Here is an 18,207-nt window from a genome sequence, read left to right as displayed (position 1 = left end):
TTCTCCGCGGTCAGCTCGCTCAGGTGGAGCGTGCGGACGAAGAGCTCGGCGGAGTCGGGTTCCAGCACGCCCTCGGCGGCGGAGTGGCGGGCCAGGGCCCGCAGCTCGTCCGGGGTGCGGGCGGAGGCCAGTTCCTCGGCCGGTTCCAGGCCGAAGCGGCGCACCAGGCGGTTCGCGGTGTCGTTGAGGTGGTTGATCAGCGGCGAGAAGGCCGCGGTGAAGCCGCGCTGCGGTCCGGCCACCACCTTGGCGACGGCCAGTGGGCTGGAGATCGCCCAGTTCTTGGGCACCAGCTCGCCGATCACCATCAGCACCACGGTCGAGACGACGACGCCGAGGACGGTCCCGGTCATGGACGCGGCGCCCTCGGGCAGGCCGGCGGCCTCGATCGGGCCGCTGAGCAGCACCGCCAGGGACGGCTCGGCGAGCATGCCGATGACCAGCGAGGTCACCGTGATGCCCAGCTGTGCGCCGGACAGCTGCAGCGTCAGCCGCCGCACGGCCTTGAGGGCGCCGTCCGCGCCGCGCTCACCGGCGGCGGCGGAACGTTCCAGCTCGCCGCGCTCCACCGTGGTCAGGGAGAACTCCGCCGCGACGAACACCGCGCAGGCCAGGGTCAGCAGCAGGGCCAGCAGGAGGAGCAGCACTTCGGTCACCGTGTCACCCCCGTTCGCACGCCTCGGCGGGCCTCTCGGGGGATGACACGGTCGGTACTCGGGGGATGGTCCATCGCGGGAACCGCGGCTCCTTCTTCATGCTCGGAACGATGAGGCTGCTCTCATGGTAAAGGGATGGGCAAGAGCAGCCCGCAGCTCGGGTTGGATCCAACGCTGGGTGATCGCGCCCCATTCCTTCTGGCATGGACATCCCTGTTCGGAGAGGTGGCTGGATGCTGTGCGCCCAACAGGGTGACTTGAAAACTCCTTTACCCGGTGGGGTAGTTCTAAAGGCGGCCCGCAGGGGGCCGACAGAACCGCATAAGTAAGGAGTGGACGCCGTCATGGTGTTCAAACGGCTGCTCGGATCGCTCGGCGTGGGCGGGCCCTCGGTGGACACGGTGCTGGAAGGCGGGCCGGTCATGCCCGGCGGCACGCTCTTCGGGCAGGTCCATCTGGAGGGCGGCAGCTCCGACGCCCATATTCAGGCGGTCGTCCTGGAACTGGTCGCCAGAGTCGAGGCCGAGTCCGAGGAGGGCGAGTACGACGGCGTCGCCGTGTTTGACCGGTGCGTCATCGGCGGCGGCTTCAATCTGCTGGCGGGCCACCGGACCAGCGTTCCTTTCTCTCTGCCGGTGCCGTGGGAGGCACCGATCTCCGAGCTGCACGGACAGCCGCTCGGCATTGCGCTGGGGGTCCGGACGGAGCTGGAGGTGGCCGGCGCGCGGGACAAGGGCGACCTGGACCCGCTGTCCGTCGCACCGCTCCCGGCGCAAGAAGCGGTCCTGGAGGCGCTGGGGCGGCTCGGCTTCGGCTTCACATCGGCGGACCTGGAAGCCGGGTACATTCACGGCACCGGCCAGACCCTGCCGTTCTACCAGGAGATCGAGCTCACCCCGGCCCCGCAGTACGCCCACGCCGTCAGCGAGATCGAGCTGACATTTCTTGCCAATCCCGCCGGGGTGGAGATCGTCCTGGAGGCCGACAAACGCGGTGGTCTGTTCACCGAGGGCCACGACCAGGTCAATCGCTTCGTGATCAGCCACGACAGCGTGCCGCACGTCGACTGGACCGCCGAGGTCGACTCCTGGATGCGCCGCCTTGTCGACCACCGCCATAGCGGATTCGCTGGCCACGCCTCCTACGGGCATGCCGGCCACGGAGGGCACGGGTACAAGGACGAGCAGCACTACTACGAGGATCATCACCGTTCCGGTCCCGGCATGGGCACCGCCATTGCCGCGGGCGCGGCGGGCCTTGCCGTGGGTGCGGTCGGTGGCTATGTGGCCTCGGAGGTCATCGAAGAGATCTTCGAGGACGAGGACGAAGGCGACGACGAGTCCTGAGGCTCTCTCGGTGCGTTCGAAGCGTTTGACCTGACGGCCATTGCTTTGCCAGTGCATAAGGGCGCGGCTGACTTGGACTTCGGCAGGGTGAGCATTCTGCAGGAGATCGCCAGGCCGAAGAGAAGCCCGCCGAGGCCGGGCCGTGGTCCAGATCGGCATCGTCATTGGCGGCGCCGAAGCAACTTCGGCAAGACCGAGCGGGCCGTCGTCCGTGAGGCGTTCTACACCCTCGACCTCCCGCTGGCCGAGTTCGGCCTGTCAGCCCACGTAGGACAGAGCGGGTCGTGCCGGATTCGGTGCGGTCCGCTCCAGCCTTTTCCCAGCCACTCGTTCAGTGCGCCCCGAAGTCGTTCGACTCGCGGGCCCCAGGCCGGAAGGCCGACTGATGGTTGCATTATTGCTTAAGTCTTGTACCGTGCAGCCTTGAACACGGCTATGCCTCCAGGTCGTGTCGTCCCGACCATCCGTGGAGTCACCCCCCGATGTCATCTTGCTGTCGAGGAGGCTGCTCATGAGCACCAAGAACTGGCGCGCGTTGGCGATCCTGGTCGCCCTCATGGCGATGCTCGCCGTTGTCGAATGGTTCGCGCTGGCGCACATGGCTTCGGGCGCGTAGTGGCCGTCCAGGCGCCTTGCCGGCCACCCGGCGGCGGATCGGGCGCCACTGCCGCAACCGTGCGGGCCTCCTGTGACGTCTTCCGTACTGACTAAAGAGTTGCGCAATCATGCAATTCACGACGAGCGGCCGGGTGGTTGTCCGACCGGCTCAGCACAACCGGAGGAACGACGTGGGCATCATCGGATGGATCATCCTCGGACTGCTCGGGGGGGCGATCGCCAAGATCCTGCTCCCGGGGCGGGACCCGGGAGGCCTGATAGGCACAACCCTCATCGGGATCGCTGGTGCTTTCCTGGGTGGCTGGCTGTCCGCACGGTTCCTAGATCGTCCGGTGGAGGATCAGTTCTTCGACCTCTACACCTGGGGAGCGGCGATCGCTGGCTCTCTCGTGCTGCTCATCGTCTATCGCGTTCTGTTCGGCAACTCGCGTGAGTAACCGATGACCTGAGGCGTACGACCCCGGTCACCTTGGCCATACCGGTTGCAGCGGCATTGGGTCCAGGGCGGCTTGTGTACTTGCCGTTGGCGCCGCGGATGAGCGCAGGAACACGGAAGCGGGACGGCGGTGGGCCGCCGTCCCGTGTCCTCCTGAGCCCTCAGCTCCGCCGGTCAGCGGCGCGCCTTCGCGCGGTCGAGAGCGGCGACGCCAACCGCGGCCAGAGCGATCTGGATGAGCCATTCGATCCAGTCGATGCCGTTGGTGTCCCCGACACCCAGCCCCCGGGCGATGGCGGAGCCGATGAGTGCCGCCACGATGCCGACCAGGATGGTCCAGATCACACCGATGTGCTGGCGCCCGGGTACCACCAGTCGTCCGAGAATGCCGATGATCACGCCGATGATGATGGCGCTGATGATGCCCGAGATCTCCATTGCCGCCTCCCTGGGAGCAGGTTCTACGAGCATCGGTTGCCCCACATGGGGCATCCCTATGCCCGGACGGGGACGAGTGCCTCACGCGGGGCTGCCGGCTCCGTCTGACAGTCGCCGTTGGGGGTGTGGGCAGGTCGCTGACCTCGCGGCGTTCGCGTGGGCGAGGCCGAGCCCGGCTTCCAGTTCGTCCAAGGTCCGCCGGACGGTGGCGATCCGTTCGCGCAGGTGGTCGGGGGTTTCGACGGGGGCCGGTCGCCGCCTCGACTCGCGCTCACGCTCGTGCTCCAGCTGCCTGGCCTCCTCCAGCGAGGTGATGACCACGCCGATGAGCAAGTTGACGAGCATGAATGAGCCGATCAGCACATAGGAGGCGTAGTAGAGCAGGCTTCATCGCGAGATCTGCAGGCCGCCGCGGACGGCGTCGCCGATGCCGTCCAGGGTGATCAGCGGGAAGAGCGGCAGGGCGGCCCGGCCGATCGAGCCGTAGTGCTCGGGGTCGTCGTCGGCGAAGAAGACCCAGCCGGTCATGGCGTAGACGTACAGCAGCATGGTGCCGACCAGCAGGAAACTGAGCGTCCCCGGCAGGCTTTTGCCGACGGCCACGATGACGATGCGCAACTGCGGCAGGAAACGGGCCGCGCGCACGACCGGGCCAGCCGCCGCAGGCGCAGCACCGTGGCGTTCTCGCGCGCGAAGGGCAGGTACGCCAGCGTCACCACGGCCAGGTCGAAGACGTTCCACGGGTCGCGGAGGAAGTCCTTGGGGCGGTCGGCGTGGGCACAGGCCCGTAAGACGACCTCGGCGCTGAAGATTGCCAGGAGGCAGTGCTCGACCAGCTTCAGGGAGCCGTGCCAGCGCGCGGTGATCCCGCTGCACGTCTCGACGCCGAGGACGGCCGCGTTGGCGAGGACGAGGGCGAATACGGTGACGCCGAACCAGTCAGAGTCGACGACGTGACGGCAGCGTACGGCGAGTGCACGGGCTGGGGGGCGATGTGTTCGGCCATGTGCGCGTACCCGATCCTCCGGTGCCGTGGTCACCTCTGTGAACCATAGTGATTTACCAGGTGTTGTATGGGTTGATCTTCATGCAGGCGGAGGTGTCGGAGGCGTTGAGTGCGGCCGATTGGTCGAGGACGGCCTTGGTGTCGGCGCTGTCGGAACGGGGGTAGGCCGGTCCCTCGGTCCAGTCGGAACCGACCACGAGGTCGATACCCGTCGCGGACGGCACCTTCTTGACCGCACTGCTCGGCACGTGGAGGGCCTTGGCGACGGCCAGGGCGTTGGCCCTTTTATCGTCGCTCGGGTAGGTGATCGTGGTATCGGCCTGGGATGCCGGTGCGGCATCGACGGTGGACCGGGTGAACCCCATGTCGTGCAATGCCCCGTTGACCGCACCGGCACGGCCCGGCACAGGGGCGTGCGTGGAGTTTCCGGTGCCGTTCTGCACGGTGACCGCGATCTGGTCCTTGGGTGAGGCCGCGGTCGCGGCATCGCTCGGCGTGGGGGTGGGCTTGCCCTTCACACCCTTGCCGTCCACGGGCTCGTCGTTGCGGAGCAGCGTGAAGAGCTTGGTCGCCGCGCCGGTCGGCACGACGTGCGCGGTCGGGTTCTGCGGGTCGGCGCCCCATGGCATCGTCGTCATCGTGATGCGGTTCGTGGGGACGCCCTTGAGGTCGTTGCCCAGGCTGTAGAGCTTCTTGACCGTGCCGAGGCCGGTGTCGACGGTCAGCGCCTTGGTGGCTGCCTCCGCCAGGCCCGTCAGCTTGCCCGGGTCGTTGAGCTTCGCACCGGACTTCAGCTGGCGCACCATCGCGTTCATGTACATGTGCTGGGCGTGGGTACGGCCGATGTCGCTGCCGTCCTCGAAGCCGTGCCGGGTACGGAGCCACTGCAGGGCCTGCTGGCCCTTGATGACGTGGTCGCCCTTGGTGAGCTTGAGCCCGGACTTCTTGTCCCAGACGTTCCCCTTGACGCAGACCGGGACGCCGCCGACCGCGTCGGCCATGGACACCACACCGGAGAAGCTGATCATCATGAAATGGTCGATGTGGATGCCGGTCAGGTTCTCCCAGGTGGCCACGGTGCAGCCGGGGCCACCGTGAGACAGGCTCGCGTTGATGATGTCGTCGGTTTGCGGGTAGATCCGGCCGTCGTCCGGGTCGGTGCACTTGGGGATGGTGACCCGGGTGTCGCGCGGGATGCTGACCACGGTCATGTTGCTGCGGTCGGCGGAGACGTGCAGCAGCATCTGGACGTCGGCCCGGGGCTTCTGGCCGACCGTGTCCCTTGCGCCGCCGAGCTTGAGGTCCGCGGCGGTGTTCCGGCTGTCGGAGCCGAGCAGGAGAATGTTCAGCGGGGTCTGGCCCGCCGCGTTCGCCTTGCTATGGGCCGCCTTGCTGTCGCCGAGGTTCAGCGCGTCCTTTTGGATGTTGCCGTTCAGGTGCCGGTAGTACGCCCAGGCACCCGCCGCCGCGGTGAGTATCGCCAGCGACGTGACGACCGCCAGCCAGCGCAGCAGGCGCCTTCCCCGCTTTCTTCGCCTTCGGTCAGGTGCGCTTCGGCGAGCCGGCGTTGGGGCACCGCGCCGGCGCTGCGATGGCACGAACCTGGCCGCTTGCCGAGCATCTTGTGGTGAGCCGTCGGCCAGGCTCGGGGTGTCGTATGACTCGAGGGGGTCGGTGTCGGTGCGGGCGGCACGTTCTCCGCCCCTCGCGTGGCCGCCGCCGTGACGCATGGTTTCACTCGCTGTCTACTGCCGGAAGGAATGGTTTGCCCGCCGAGGTGGAGGGCGGGGCCGCCGCAGGGGGGATGGCGGCGGCCCCGGTCTGGTGGGTCGCGGCTCAGACGCTGACGCCGTAGTCACTGGCGATGCCGGCGAGTCCGGAGGCGTAGCCCTGTCCGATGGCCCGGAACTTCCACTCCGCGCCGTGGCGGTACAGCTCACCGAAGATCATCGCGGTCTCGGTAGAAGCATCCTCGGTAAGGTCGTAGCGCGCCAGTTCTCGGCCATCGGCCTGGTTGACGATGCGGATGAAGGCGTTGCGGACCTGACCGAAGCTCTGCCCGCGCTTGTCCGCGTCGTAGATCGAGACGGGGAAGACGATCTTGGTGACCTGGGGCGCCACCGTGGCGAGGCTGACCTTGATCTGCTCGTCGTCTCCGTCGCCGCCGCCGGTGAGATTGTCCCCGCTGTGCTCAACCGAGCGGTCAGGGCTGGCGAGATTGTTGAAGAACACGAAGTGCTGGTCCGACAGCACCCGGCCGTCAGTGCCGCAGAGCAGGGCGGAGGCGTCCAGGTCGTAGTCCGCTCCGGTCGTGGTGCGCACGTCCCAGCCCAGACCGACCGTGACCGCGGTCAGTCCCGGGGCTTCCTTGCTCAACGACACATTGCCGCCCTTGGACAACGTCACACCCACGAAGTACCTCCTGCTCGTCCTGCGATCCGTCTGGCGCCAGGAAGAACGCGATCCGATCCTGTTCGGTTCCCCGATTGCGCAATGGCTAAAGTATGCATGTCGTTGGTACTGACTTGATGGCAATGGGAGGGCATCGATGGTGTGGGAGACGGCGGTGCTGGAAGGTGGACCGGCAGACGGTGTGACGGTGCGTGTCGCGGAGCGTCCGCTCGTGTTGCAGATCACCCGTCGATGCCAGGCCGACGAGCCTGTGCATGACCTGGTCGTAGACATGGTCTTCGTCTACCGCCGGAAGCACGCCCAGCCGCCGCTGCGCTACGGATACGACCCTGCGAGCCCTTGAGTCGTCCGATCCCCGCTTGACGCTCTGGGTGGCCTGAGTGTCGACGCCGGTCACCCTTGGTGGTCGGGGGGCTACTGGCCCTCGGGGGTGTGCGTCGCCTTCTCGGCGGCGTCATCCGCCTTCATCGCCCGCGCCTCACTCTTGAGGATCCGCATCGACTTACCCAGGGCTCGCGCCGTATCCGGGAGCTTCTTCGACCCGAACACCACGAGCGCCACCACCACGACCAGCAAGAGGTGCCAGGGCTCCAGCCCGTTCCGCAGCATCAACGTCACCGCCTCGTCCATTCCGGAGACGGTCCTCCGTCCCGTGACTTGCTCGATTGCGCAATTATGCGATCGCCGGCCCGTAAACACAACACCGGCTCCAGTGATACCGGGCGCGGACTCAGACGCGGGCCCCACGGCTTCCGCCCAGGTTCCCGCATTGCGTAACTGTGCAATTCGGAGTGGGGTACGTGCCCGGCTGTTGCGTACCCTGGTGGCTCACAGAAAGCCAGCCGAGGGAGGTTCACGTGACGAGGTCCGCTGCGGACCACACCGGCGATCCCTCCCCCGAGGTGCTCCAGGGTGCGGCAGCCGCTTTCGGGTTGCTGGCCTCGACGATGCGGCTGCACATCGTCTGGGCCCTGTCCGAGGGCGAGTGTGACGTCACTGGCCTGGCCGAGCGCGTGGGTGGGACGCTACCCGCCGTCAGCCAGCACCTGGCCAAGCTCAAGCTCGCCGGGTTGGTCCGCTCACGTCGGGAGGGCCGTCGTCAGGTCTACCTCGTGGACGACCCTGCCGTGGTGTCGGCCGTGGAGCTCATGGTCGGGCAACTGACCCGGGCACCCGTCCCCGGCTCCCGCCGTACCCGTGGCCTGGCCTGAAGCCGCCGCCCCGGAGGCGTACCGGCCGTCGCTTCCAGGTGTCACGCCGACCGCCCTCGCGGACCTCACCGAACTACAGGTCCTGCGACACCTTGAGACCGGGCCACGAGGTCTGACCGAACGCGAGGCACAGCAGCGGCTCGCCGCCGGAGAGAACGCACTTCCCCTGGCCACTTCGCGGCCCTGGACCGTCCGGTTGCTCACCGCCCTGCGCGATCCATTCACCATCGTCCTGTGCTCTCTGGCTCTCGTCTCCTCTCTGACCGGAGCACGCGGCACGACCCTGGTGATCGCGATCCTGGTGGGGGCCAGCGCGGTACTCCGTCTTGCCGGCGAGCACCGAGCTGACAAAGCCGCGGCAGCACTGCGGGCGCTGGTCGCCTCCACGGCGACCGTGCTCCGCCGGGCCGACGACGATTCTGTACCGTTGCCCCGCGACATTCCGCTGTCCCAGCTTGTGGCGGGGGACATCGTCAAGCTCTCACCCGGAGACGTCGTACCAGCCGACCTGCGGTTGCTGAAGAGTCACAACCTCACGGTCAACCAGGCCCCGCTCACCGGGGAATCGGCTCCTGTGCGCAAAGACCTCCAAGCGGTCCGCGGGCCCACGACCGCGGGCTTCGGCCTCCCGCATCTGTGCTTCCTGGGCAGCAGTGTCGTGTCCGGTTCTGCGAGCGCCGTCGTCGTCGCCACCGGCCGCGACACCAGTTTTGCTTCGACGCATCAGCCGGCCCACGTCACCCGGCCACCGACTGCTTTCGACCGGACGGCCCGGTCCACGGCTTTGGCCCTTGTCCGGTTCATGCTCGCCACCGTCCCCCTGGTCCTGGCCGCGGGAGCGATCCTCCATGGCCGTGGGTGGGACACCCTCCCCTTCGCCGTGGCCGTCGCCGTGGGGCTCACTCCGGAGATGCTGCCCGTGGTGATCACCACGGCGTTGGCGCGGGGGGCGAGTGTGCTGCGCCACCACCAGGTCGTCATCAAGCGGCTTCCTGCTTTGCACGAACTCGGCGCGATGGATGTGCTCTGCGTCGACAAGACCGGCACTCTCACCCGTGACCGGCTCGTCGTTGACCGAGCGGTGGATCCTCATGGAAACCCCGACCCCGCCGTGCTGCGCTGGGCCATCACAGCCAGCCTGGCCAGTGCGGAACTCGCCGATCTCCCTGTACTCGACGCTTTCGACGAAGCCCTCCTGGACGCCGCCGAAGACTTTGACGAACCTTTCAACCAAAGCGTCACGGCGGTGGAAGTCATCCCCTTTGATCCCGTACGCCGCCGCTCAACCGCTGTCGTACGCCGATCGGCACGTCCAGGCCAGCACACCCTCATCGTCACCGGCGCCCCCGAGCACGTCCTGGACCGATGCCAGGGTATGGAACTCGATGAGCGCGCTCGTATCCTGCGCCTGGTCGAGGACCACTCCGCGGAAGGGCTGCGCGTGCTCGCCGTCGCCCTGGCCGAACGGCCGGCGCGCACCCGTCCCTATACCGCAGGAGACGAGTCCGGGCTCACCCTGACCGGCTTCATCGGACTGCACGACGAACCCGAACCCTCCGCCGCGCGGGCGCTCTCAGACCTCGGCGCCCACGGCGTCACCGTGAAGATCGTCACCGGTGACCACCCCGCCACGGCTGTCCGCGCCTGCCAGGACGTGGGCATCGAACCCAGACGAGTCATCCCCGCCCACACCATCGACGCCCTCGACGACCGTGCCCTCGCCCGGCTCGCCGAATCCACCACCGTCTTCGCCCGCGCCACCCCCCAGCACAAGGCCCGCATCGTCCGAGCCCTGAGCCAGGCCGGCCATACCACCGGATTTCTCGGTGACGGCATCAACGACATCCCCGCCCTGCGCGCCGCTGACATCGGCATCTGTCCTCACAGCGCCGTCGACGCCGCCCGGGAGACCGCAGACACCGTCCTGGCAGCCAAAGACCTCGCCGCCATCAGTCATGCCGTCCGTACAGGCCGCCGCTCCCTGGCGAACATCGGCAACTACTTGCGCGTCACGCTGTCCGCCAACGTCGGCAACGTCCTGGCGATGCTCACCGCCGGGGCACTTCTGCCCTTCCTACCGATGTTGCCCTCCCAGGTGCTGGTACAGAACCTCTGCTTCGACGCCGCGCAACTCGCCCTCGCCTTCGACCGCCCGCGTCCCTCCCGCACGCCACCGCCATCGGCACTGAACCGTGCGGCCCTCGCGAAGTTCGCGATACGGTTCGGACTCATCAACGCCGCGGCCGACCTCACCACCTTCGCGATGATCGGCTGGCTCACGCACGGCTTCACCACTCCCCACGCGCAGTCCTTCTTCCACGCCGGCTGGTTCACGGAGAACCTGCTCACCCAGGCCCTGACCGTCCACGTCCTGCGCAGCCCGAGCCGCGGCGACCGCACCCCGGCCCCCTGGCCGCTGCGCCTCGCCAACCTGGCCTTGGCGGCAGTCGGCTTGCTCGTACCCTTCTCGCCTGTTGCCCCCGTGCTCGGCATGAGCTCTCTCCCAGCTGCTTACTACCCCGGCCTTGCGCTGATCCTCAGCACGTACGCCTGCTGCCTGCTCCTCGTCCGCAACCGGGGACTGCGCCACAAGGACCGCCCCCTACCAACCGAGAAGGCCATCGTATGATCTTCCGCCGGCGACGATCCTTCGTGCACTGTCACGTACGGGTGACAGCCGTCCGCGGAACCACGGCTCACCTCGCCTTCGAGGGAGACCCCGTCAAGACGGCGGCCATCGAGATCAGCCGGACCATCCGCACGCAGATCCAGCAGGACATCCGCCGCTGGGAGATGGACCTGAGCGCTGTCGGCCACCTGGACACGGTCTGTGCCATCGAGATCGCGCGCCCTGTCCTGACCCTCCCGCCCGGCACGGTGACCGTCGTGATCCGTGGTGCCCGCCCTGGAGTCCGCGGGACGCTGGACCGCGTTGGAGTGGGGAATCGCATTCAGCGGGAACGATCCATTCGTTCCATGACATGGCTCGCTCGGTCTCAAACACCAGGCCCACGCAGCATGGACCACGTTCCGGTCGTGGCTCGTGCGGCCAACTGCCCGATCATGAGCCGCACCACGGTCATGACGTCCGGGTCATCGACAAAGTAGACCTGGTGCCGCCCCTCCCGGCGAGAGCGGACCAGCCCGGCCATCTTCAGCTTCGACAGGTGTTGACTGACCGTTGGCAGCGCCTGGCCGACGCGCTCCGCCAGGTGGGTGACATCGCTCTCGCTCTGGGCCAGGGACCACATAATGTGCAGCCGACCCGCCGATGCCAGCAGTCCGAACGCTGTAGCGGCGTCTGCGAACAGCTCGGCTGGCGGATTCGTGGAGTCGCCGGCGTCTGCTGCCCTCACAGGCTCTTCCCCCATCACGCCTCGGTCGTCTTCGCGCTGCCACCGTCTGAGATTCCGCTTTGGACGCTCACGCGCGCTGCCGTCAGAATAGTTGCGCAATATCTAAAGTATGGCATGCAGCCACGCCGCCGCTGGCACCGGGCCGTGAGTATGTGCCTGCTGGCGCCGCGTATCGCAACAACATGGGCAACCGACAGACGCTCGCCTCCGTGTCCACTCCACTGCCCGATGAGTGGCACCCGGGCCTGCCGCGCTGCGGGGCCCCCGGCCGAGCACCGACCCGGTCCGCTGCGGCTTCACCATCGTCCTGCAGACAATCCGTGACCCGGTCGTCCAGGCCGCGGCATCACCAGCGGGGCCTGTGGCACGCAGGGGCGCGCAAGGCGCCCACCTGGCAGCGTGTCATGCCCTGTCTGTGACCCTGATCCCATCCTTCGAGGGGCGAGTTGAGGGACACTCTGTGTGTCGCAGTCGGCAACGCGAGGATGACTTTCGGATGATTACGCTCAAGAAGGAAGACGGTCCGGCAGATCTGGACGGAGTGACCCATCTGTCGATCGGAGTGTCCTGGGATCCCACTGCGGGCAGTAGCGGCGGAGTGATGGGCAAGCTCCGCCGTAAGAAGGGCGCCGACCTTGATTTGATCGCAATCGCGATGCAGGGTGCGGACCCGGTGCGCCTGGCGGGTCTGGACTCGCTTGATCCCATGGGGAATGGCTCCCTGGTCCACAGCGGGGACAATCAGACAGGCCATGGAGACGGCGACGACGAGACAGTGACGGTCGAGTTCGCACGTCTCCCGGCCCACATCACATCGATCGTATTTGTCGCCGCCGCCTACAAGAAGGGCAGTTCCTTCCAGCAGGCGCGCAACATCAGCTTCAAGGTGTACGACGCGACCGGGGGCAGCACGCAGCAGGTTGCCGACATCTGGCCGAGCCTGCTCAGCCAGGACAACGGATGTGCCGTGGCGAAGGCCCTGCGGGTCGGTGCCGGCTGGAAACTCGAGGTGATCAACACGACCGGGAAGATCAAGCAGGGCGACGAGCACGCCCTGATGCGCTTCGCCATAAGCAAGTAGTTCGTCTACCAAGCTGTGCTCAAGATGCCGGCCGCCCAGGCCGGGAGGCGAGATCTGCGGCGAAGCCTGGATCGCCGAGCTCACCAGGAACATTCTGACCGGCGGCCCGCAGGGGGTGCGGCTGATGTGCGATGTGTCAGGTTTGCCGACACGTGACGCCGGTGGCGGTCAGCTTTGACCGACAGGAACGCGCACCGGCTGGGGCACCTGGGTGAACGGCGCGCATGGCCCTCCAACCGTGGCGACGAGCGGTATCGGCCTTGATCGGGCGAGTTGATGTTCCGCCGCAGGTTCCAGTTCGGGATCGTGCTGGTCCGGCAGGCCCCCGTCGCTTCGCCGCGGTGGGGGCCTGCCTCTGCGCGAGGGTCTCGGGAGAGAGAGCAGTGCCCTCGGCTGTCGCTCAGACTGCTCGCCGCGTGATCAGTCCACAAGCCGCCGCGCGGGGGGCTCCGTCGGCGAGTTCAGCCGCAGGGGCCAGGGCACGAGCTCTGGATCCAACCTCCTATTCGGTGCGTAGCGCGGTGGCGGTGCGGGTTCTGGTGACCCAGCCGGCGGGCAGGAGTGCTCCCAGGGTGGCGATGAGCAGGCCGCCGAGTGCGAGCGGGAGCAGTTGGGCAGCGTGGTGTACGGCGATGACGGAGGCGGGGAGGCGGAGCCCCACGCTGTCGCCCATCGCGGGGATGACCCAGCCGTGCAGGACCACGCCCAGGGCGCCCGCGATGAGTCCGGTCACGACGACCGAGGTGATGACCATCGCGATGGTCTGCCGGGGGGTCATGCCGAGGGCCTTGTGGACGCCGAGTTCCCGGACGCGTTCGCGGGTGTCGAGCAGTACGCCGTTGAGCACGCCGAGCGCGGCGACGGCGATGAGCATCAGCGTGAGGAGCACGGACAGCGCGTTGAGCGTGACGACCATGTCGCTGCCCGAGTCGAGCCCGCCGGCCCGGGCGGTGACCCCCAGCGGCCCCAGGCGTTTGTTCAGCGCCTTGACGTAGCCGGTCACGTCGGTGCCCGGCGCGACCGCGATGTGATGGCTCGTCTCCGCCGGGTCGGGATGCGCGGACGCCAGGGTCGAGGCGTCGGTGAAGACCTGCATGCCGCCCTTGCGGGTGTCCAGGACCTCCCCGACGATTCAGGCGGGCGCCGCCCGCAAGATCATGAAAACCTCGCCCGAGCAGGCCGGTGCGGCCCTGCTCGCCGTCGAGGCGGGCGGTCGGGCGGCCATGACCGAACTGCGGCACGTCATGGGCCTGCTCACGATGCCCGGTGAGGGCGAGCCGGCGGGCGGGGCCGATGACCCGGCCGGCGCCGGCGTGGAGCTGGCACCGCAGCCCGGCCTCGACCAACTGGCCGCGCTCGTTGGGCGGGTACGGGAGGCCGGGCTGCCGGTCGAGCTGACCGTGACCGGCCCGCCCCGCGAGATCCCGTCCGGCGTCGGGCTCGCGGTCTACCGCGTGGTCCAGGAGGCCCTGACCAACACCGTGAGGCACGCGTCCGGTGCCACCGCCTGCGTGACCCTCGCATACGGACCGGAACGGCTGCGGGTGGAAGTCACCGACGCCGGTGGACGTCCCGGCCCGGGGGCGACCACCGGGAACGGCCGGGGCCTGATCGGCCTGCGCGCCGGGCCGGGGTGGAGTGCACCGGCTCCTACGGGGCCGCGCTCACCCGCCTCCTGCGCGCCGAGGGCATTGAGGTGACGGAGGTCAACCAGCCGGACAAGGCAGCACGCCGGCGACGTGGCAAGACTGACGCCGTCGACGCGGAAGCCGCGGCCCGCGCCGTGCTGTCCGGTCGCGCGACCGCGACCGCGAAGTCAAGTGACGGCCCGGTCGAAGCGCTGCGGCTGCTCAAGCTGGCGAAAGGGTCTGCGGTCAAGTCCCGGACCCAGGCCATCAACCAGCTCAAGAGCGTCCTGGTCTCGGCCGACGCCGCCTTGCGCGAGTCGCTGGCCGGGCTGAGCAACCCGCGCCTGTTCAAGCGGTGCGCCGAGCTGGACGACTCACAGGAAGGCGGGCCGACAGGCACTGCCCGGCACGTCCTGAAACGCCTCGCCGGTCGCATCCAGCACCTGACCGAGGAGATCGACGACCTGAACAAGCGGATAGCCGCGGGCGTCGAAGCAAACTTCCCTGGCCTGCTCGACACACACGGCGTCGGCCCGGACAGCGCCGCCACCCTGCTGATCTCGGCCGGCGACAATCCCGATCGCCTCAGCAGCGAGGCGTCCTTCGCCGCCCTCTGCGGCACCAGGCCGCCACCCTGCTGATCTCGGCCGGCGACAATCCCGATCGCCTCAGCAGCGAGGCGTCCTTCGCCGCCCTCTGCGGCACCAGCCCAGTAGAGGCATCCTCAGGCAAGACCCAACGACGCCGTCTCAACCGTGGCGGTGACCGCCAGGCCAACGCGGCCCTCTACCGGATCGTCATCAGCCGCCTGCGCTGGGATGGCCGCACCCAGGACTACCTGCGGCGACGCCTCGCCGAGGGCAAGACCCGCCGGGAGATCATCAGGTGCCTGAAGCGATATGTCGCACGCGAAATCTACCGACTCATCGCCCCCAACAGGACAGCCTCATGCCACGCACATCCCTACGCGACCACAAGTTGACATCCATAGGGGCATCAACAGCTTCTGATTACACGCGATGTGGAGCCCTTGTGTCCCGGCCGGAGATGCTACGAAGTCCTTACGATGCGGCCCGACAAGCCGCCGAGTTCTGCAGACTTGCCTGCGTCAGCGGGCCGCCGGGTCACGCGCCCGCACCACTCCTGATCCCCTGCGGCTGTCGCTATGGTGTCCAATCAGGCTTGCGGGAGGAAATCGTATGGGGGAGCTGCGAGGCAGCTACCGGGTGCACTTCGTACTGGCCATGGTGCTCTGTGGTCTTGAGCTGCTGTGCATGGCCTCGACCTGGCTGCCCGGCACGTACACCGTGCCGAAGTGGCTTGTCATGGGTCTGTTCGGGGCGGTGTTCCCGGTGTTCGCTGTCGCGCTCTTCCGGGGCGCAGGCGGGGCCCGTTTGCTGGGTGGGGCCAACGCCGACCGGTTCGCCAGGTACGTCCGGGTGCTGCCGCCCGCCCTGAAGCTCACCTACGCGGTCATCATCTGCCTGGCCGCGCTCGGCTTTGCCACCGGTGCCGGCGCAGCCGAGGATGCGCAGGCAGACGCGTCGGGCTACTACTACACCTACTGGGACAGGAGCGTGAATCCGCAGCGCAGCGTCAGGGTGGATCTCACTGAGGCCGAGTACTACGCGGCAATGAAGGCGGAACGTAGGATCTTCAGCGCTGGGCCGGCGCTGTTCTATGCGGCCAGCAGTTTCCTGGTCCTCGCCTCAGCATCAGCAGCTGCCGGCTCCCGCGCGCGGACGGCCCCGGGGGATTCATCCGCCGCGGCGACGTCACCCGGACCGTCCTGAAGGCCAGGCGACGAACAGGCCCTGGCGAGAGGCAGGACCGTCTTGACGGACTGTGGCCCGAGACGGGCGAGGTGCCGGCGGGCTTCGGCGGCCAACAAGTGCCGTCGACGGAACCGGTCCCGCTTCTTCACCGCCACGACCCCGGTGACGTACACGGCCGCAGCAGACGCCTCCATCGCGACGTCGCGCAGATCGGCACGGATGGCCGCCGCGGCAGCGCAGGCCCGGGTGGCTTTATCGAGCAGCAGGGACGTTGCTTGTCGATGAGTTTGGGAGGCGCCCCGTGCCACGGACAGGTGGTGTTGATGAGTCTGGAGGCACTGGTCCTCCTTGCCAGGGTAGCGCCCCAGCACGAGCCGGAGAGCCTGCCACGATCGGCTGACTCCGGCGGGCTCGGCACCGCTGTTGTCGGCAGGATTGTCTCGGGTCACGCTGCCGGTTGGGGTACTTCCGCGTCCAGCGCGTCCGTGTCAGCCTGGGCGGTCGGTGACTTGACCGGCTAGCAGACGGGGGAATCTTGGGAGACGTTGCGGTGCAGGTGGACAGTGTCTTCGACGGCCGGTTGAAGTGGCGCTCTCGCTACCTCATCCGCAGCGCCCGCCGGCGAGGCCGGACCGGCCTGCTGGTCCAGGTGGACCTGCGCGACCCTCCCCGCGGCATGTCACCCAAGTGGTGCCTGGTGTCCGTCACGGAAGGCGAACGTCAGTTCTGCAGCGTGGATCGAAGCACCATCAGAACGGTTCGCTTCATCCCTCGTCTTCCAGGCCCGCATTCACTACGGCTCGAGGTCCTTCGAACCCGCAGGCGACATTCCACACGAGTCGAGCGGACGGTTGTACTCGGCCAGGGAGACATTCTGCTGGTCACCTGCGACCCGGTTCAGCCGAACGTCTTCTACCGACACAGTCCCGAGGTGGACACATGGAGTCTGCAGATCTTCAAGTAGCACCACATTGACCGTCTATGCCTCACTCCTGCCGCTACCTGCTTCAACGGCCCACTGCTCTGACAGGCAACAGGCCGTCCCACGTTCGGAGACTCGACAGCGCCGTCATTGGTCGTCGACATTCTCAAGCAGGCAGATCGACAACTGACTCCGGAACGCGGCCCCACCGCTGTTCCTTGAGATGAACGAAACCACTCGAGCCAGCAGGACGTCCACCACAGCGATACCGAAGCCGAACACCACAGCGGCCCGCCAGGACGCCCACAAGCAGTGAAGCGACTGGCCTTGGGGCGGCTTGAGCGATCGGGTCTGTCGGGCGGCGCTCCGGTTCGGCGCGGTACGGGTCGCTTCCCACAGAGCCTTCGCCATCTTCGAAGATGCAGGTCGGAGACGGTGGCGTGACTGTCCTTCGGCGGGCTCATGCTGGTCGCGGGTGACGGCGGCCTTGATCGCGGGTCAGCGGTTGACGTCAGGGTCCGTCAAGACGAGAAGAGCACGCAGGAGAGTGCGCAGGAGAGCAGTGGCACGGCCGGGCGCGGTGCACGCCATTACGGCCGGCAAGCCGAGCAGGCGTGGATCGTGCCACAGCATCGCGAACAACAACACGGCAATCCGCCCTGGAGTCAGTCAGCGCACACGGGGGACGGGATCGCTTCAAAAGCGTCCGCAGCACGTCACAACCCTGTCTCCGCTGCAGCCCAAGCGCCCCGCCTGCCGCAGCATATTCCTACTCGCATAACACCAGGGGGATCATGCGCATCCGCGCCACCACCGCGGCCATCGCCGCCATACTCGCCGTCACCGTCGTTGGCTGCAGCAGCGACACGGACAGCGACAGCAAGGCCGGCACCAGCAAGTGCGCCACATCCGAGGCGTCGAATATCGCAGACAACAGCGATGCCGCCAAGAACGCCAGCATGCCACCCCAGCCCACCGGCGCCGAGCGCGACGCCGTCCTCGCGGCCGTCATGGACGTCAACAGCAACCTCACCCATGACGAGGACAAGGCCATCAACGCGGCCCGCAGCCAATGCTCGGCCCTTGACGGCGACGCGACGAACCCGGACCGCAGTGCTGCACAGCGGTTCTCCTACAACGGCGTCACGCTGACCGATCACGACGGACGTCACATCAACGTCGGGCTGCGCAAGACGCTCTGCCCCGAATCCTGACCATCCACCAGCTCGGGACTGTACAAAGAACGGCCCTGTCTCACATTCGGTGGTGACGGAGCGTGCTGCTATCCGAGGAGGATGCGGTGGCGAAGTAGGGTGAAGCCT

At 67.8% G+C, this 18,207-nt stretch carries 15 protein-coding genes and 4 pseudogenes; 11 read left to right on the top strand and 8 right to left on the bottom strand.

Annotated elements, in window-relative coordinates:
* The coding region (locus ACFW3D_RS40180; RefSeq protein ID WP_500513233.1) for a CNNM domain-containing protein at positions 1-656 on the bottom strand (656 nt) is incomplete at its 3' end.
* A 344-nt stretch (positions 657-1,000) separates the two neighbouring features.
* Here ACFW3D_RS40180 and ACFW3D_RS40175 point away from each other — a divergent pair.
* The 3 genes and pseudogenes from ACFW3D_RS40175 to ACFW3D_RS40165 all read left to right on the top strand — a co-directional run bounded on the left by ACFW3D_RS40175 (position 1,001) and on the right by ACFW3D_RS40165 (position 3,057).
* A complete protein-coding gene (locus ACFW3D_RS40175; RefSeq protein WP_500513237.1) occupies positions 1,001-2,002 on the top strand; it encodes a sporulation protein in 1,002 nt (333 codons plus the stop codon).
* Between the two features lie 69 nt (positions 2,003-2,071).
* Positions 2,072-2,260, top strand: a pseudogene (locus ACFW3D_RS40170) (Tellurite resistance TerB); the annotation flags it as partial.
* Positions 2,261-2,790: 530 nt separating this feature from the next.
* Positions 2,791-3,057 carry a GlsB/YeaQ/YmgE family stress response membrane protein gene (locus tag ACFW3D_RS40165; RefSeq protein ID WP_500513231.1) on the top strand — a complete coding sequence of 89 codons (267 nt, stop codon included), beginning with the start codon at positions 2,791-2,793 and terminating at the stop codon, positions 3,055-3,057.
* A gap of 173 nt (positions 3,058-3,230) precedes the next feature.
* On the opposite strand, the gene ACFW3D_RS40160 is transcribed toward ACFW3D_RS40165, so the two are convergent.
* The 4 genes and pseudogenes from ACFW3D_RS40160 to ACFW3D_RS40145 all read right to left on the bottom strand — a co-directional run bounded on the left by ACFW3D_RS40160 (position 3,231) and on the right by ACFW3D_RS40145 (position 6,912).
* Positions 3,231-3,494, bottom strand: coding sequence for a GlsB/YeaQ/YmgE family stress response membrane protein (locus ACFW3D_RS40160; protein ID WP_500513229.1), 264 nt, complete (start codon positions 3,492-3,494; stop codon positions 3,231-3,233).
* A gap of 81 nt (positions 3,495-3,575) precedes the next feature.
* Positions 3,576-4,534, bottom strand: a pseudogene (locus ACFW3D_RS40155) (ion transporter).
* 19 nt (positions 4,535-4,553) lie between these two features.
* Positions 4,554-6,230, bottom strand: coding sequence for an LCP family protein (locus ACFW3D_RS40150; RefSeq protein WP_500513227.1), 1,677 nt, complete (start codon positions 6,228-6,230; stop codon positions 4,554-4,556).
* A 106-nt stretch (positions 6,231-6,336) separates the two neighbouring features.
* Entirely contained in the window at positions 6,337-6,912 is a 576-nt protein-coding gene (locus ACFW3D_RS40145; RefSeq protein WP_500513225.1) for a TerD family protein, read from the bottom strand.
* A gap of 136 nt (positions 6,913-7,048) precedes the next feature.
* Here ACFW3D_RS40145 and ACFW3D_RS40140 point away from each other — a divergent pair, with 136 nt between their 5' ends.
* Positions 7,049-7,255, top strand: coding sequence for a hypothetical protein (locus ACFW3D_RS40140; RefSeq protein WP_500513223.1), 207 nt, complete (start codon positions 7,049-7,051; stop codon positions 7,253-7,255).
* A 71-nt stretch (positions 7,256-7,326) separates the two neighbouring features.
* Here the strand turns inward: ACFW3D_RS40140 and tatA are convergent, their stop codons facing one another.
* Positions 7,327-7,521 carry a Sec-independent protein translocase subunit TatA gene (gene tatA, locus ACFW3D_RS40135; protein WP_500513235.1) on the bottom strand — a complete coding sequence of 65 codons (195 nt, stop codon included), beginning with the start codon at positions 7,519-7,521 and terminating at the stop codon, positions 7,327-7,329.
* A gap of 248 nt (positions 7,522-7,769) precedes the next feature.
* Between tatA and ACFW3D_RS40130 the strand changes: the two genes are divergently transcribed.
* Positions 7,770-8,123 (top strand): ArsR/SmtB family transcription factor, encoded by a 354-nt coding sequence (locus ACFW3D_RS40130; protein WP_500513221.1) that lies wholly within the window; start codon positions 7,770-7,772, stop codon positions 8,121-8,123.
* Entirely contained in the window at positions 8,110-10,752 is a 2,643-nt protein-coding gene (gene mgtA / locus ACFW3D_RS40125; RefSeq protein ID WP_500513219.1) for a magnesium-translocating P-type ATPase, read from the top strand. The genes ACFW3D_RS40130 and mgtA overlap by 14 nt, the downstream gene beginning before the upstream one ends.
* Before the next feature lie 367 nt (positions 10,753-11,119).
* Here the strand turns inward: mgtA and ACFW3D_RS40120 are convergent, their stop codons facing one another.
* Positions 11,120-11,479: an ArsR/SmtB family transcription factor gene (locus ACFW3D_RS40120; protein WP_500513217.1), complete on the bottom strand. Its 360-nt coding sequence runs from the start codon at positions 11,477-11,479 to the stop codon at positions 11,120-11,122.
* A gap of 496 nt (positions 11,480-11,975) precedes the next feature.
* On the opposite strand from ACFW3D_RS40120, the gene ACFW3D_RS40115 reads away from it, so the two are divergent.
* Positions 11,976-12,560, top strand: coding sequence for a TerD family protein (locus tag ACFW3D_RS40115; protein ID WP_500513215.1), 585 nt, complete (start codon positions 11,976-11,978; stop codon positions 12,558-12,560).
* A gap of 502 nt (positions 12,561-13,062) precedes the next feature.
* Here the strand turns inward: ACFW3D_RS40115 and ACFW3D_RS40110 are convergent.
* Entirely contained in the window at positions 13,063-13,656 is a 594-nt protein-coding gene (locus tag ACFW3D_RS40110) for an ABC transporter permease (protein WP_500513213.1), read from the bottom strand.
* 34 nt (positions 13,657-13,690) lie between these two features.
* On the opposite strand from ACFW3D_RS40110, the pseudogene ACFW3D_RS40105 reads away from it, so the two are divergent.
* The 4 genes and pseudogenes from ACFW3D_RS40105 to ACFW3D_RS40090 all read left to right on the top strand — a co-directional run.
* Positions 13,691-14,260: pseudogene (locus ACFW3D_RS40105) on the top strand (sensor histidine kinase); the annotation flags it as partial.
* Positions 14,185-15,170 (top strand): annotated as a pseudogene (locus ACFW3D_RS40100) (IS110 family transposase); the annotation flags it as partial. The pseudogenes ACFW3D_RS40105 and ACFW3D_RS40100, both read left to right, overlap by 76 nt.
* A gap of 217 nt (positions 15,171-15,387) precedes the next feature.
* The gene (locus tag ACFW3D_RS40095; protein WP_500513211.1) at positions 15,388-15,981 is read left to right on the top strand and encodes a hypothetical protein; all 594 of its coding nucleotides are present in this window, start codon (positions 15,388-15,390) and stop codon (positions 15,979-15,981) included.
* A gap of 1,698 nt (positions 15,982-17,679) precedes the next feature.
* A complete protein-coding gene (locus ACFW3D_RS40090) occupies positions 17,680-18,099 on the top strand; it encodes a hypothetical protein (RefSeq protein WP_500513209.1) in 420 nt (139 codons plus the stop codon).
* Positions 18,100-18,207: the final 108 nt, after the last annotated feature.

The sequence above is a fragment of the Streptomyces sp. NPDC058864 genome, from assembly GCF_042742985.1.
Classification (GTDB): domain Bacteria; phylum Actinomycetota; class Actinomycetes; order Streptomycetales; family Streptomycetaceae; genus Actinacidiphila.
Note: the sequence above shows the minus strand (reverse complement) of the source record. Positions and strands in the feature narration are given on the sequence as shown.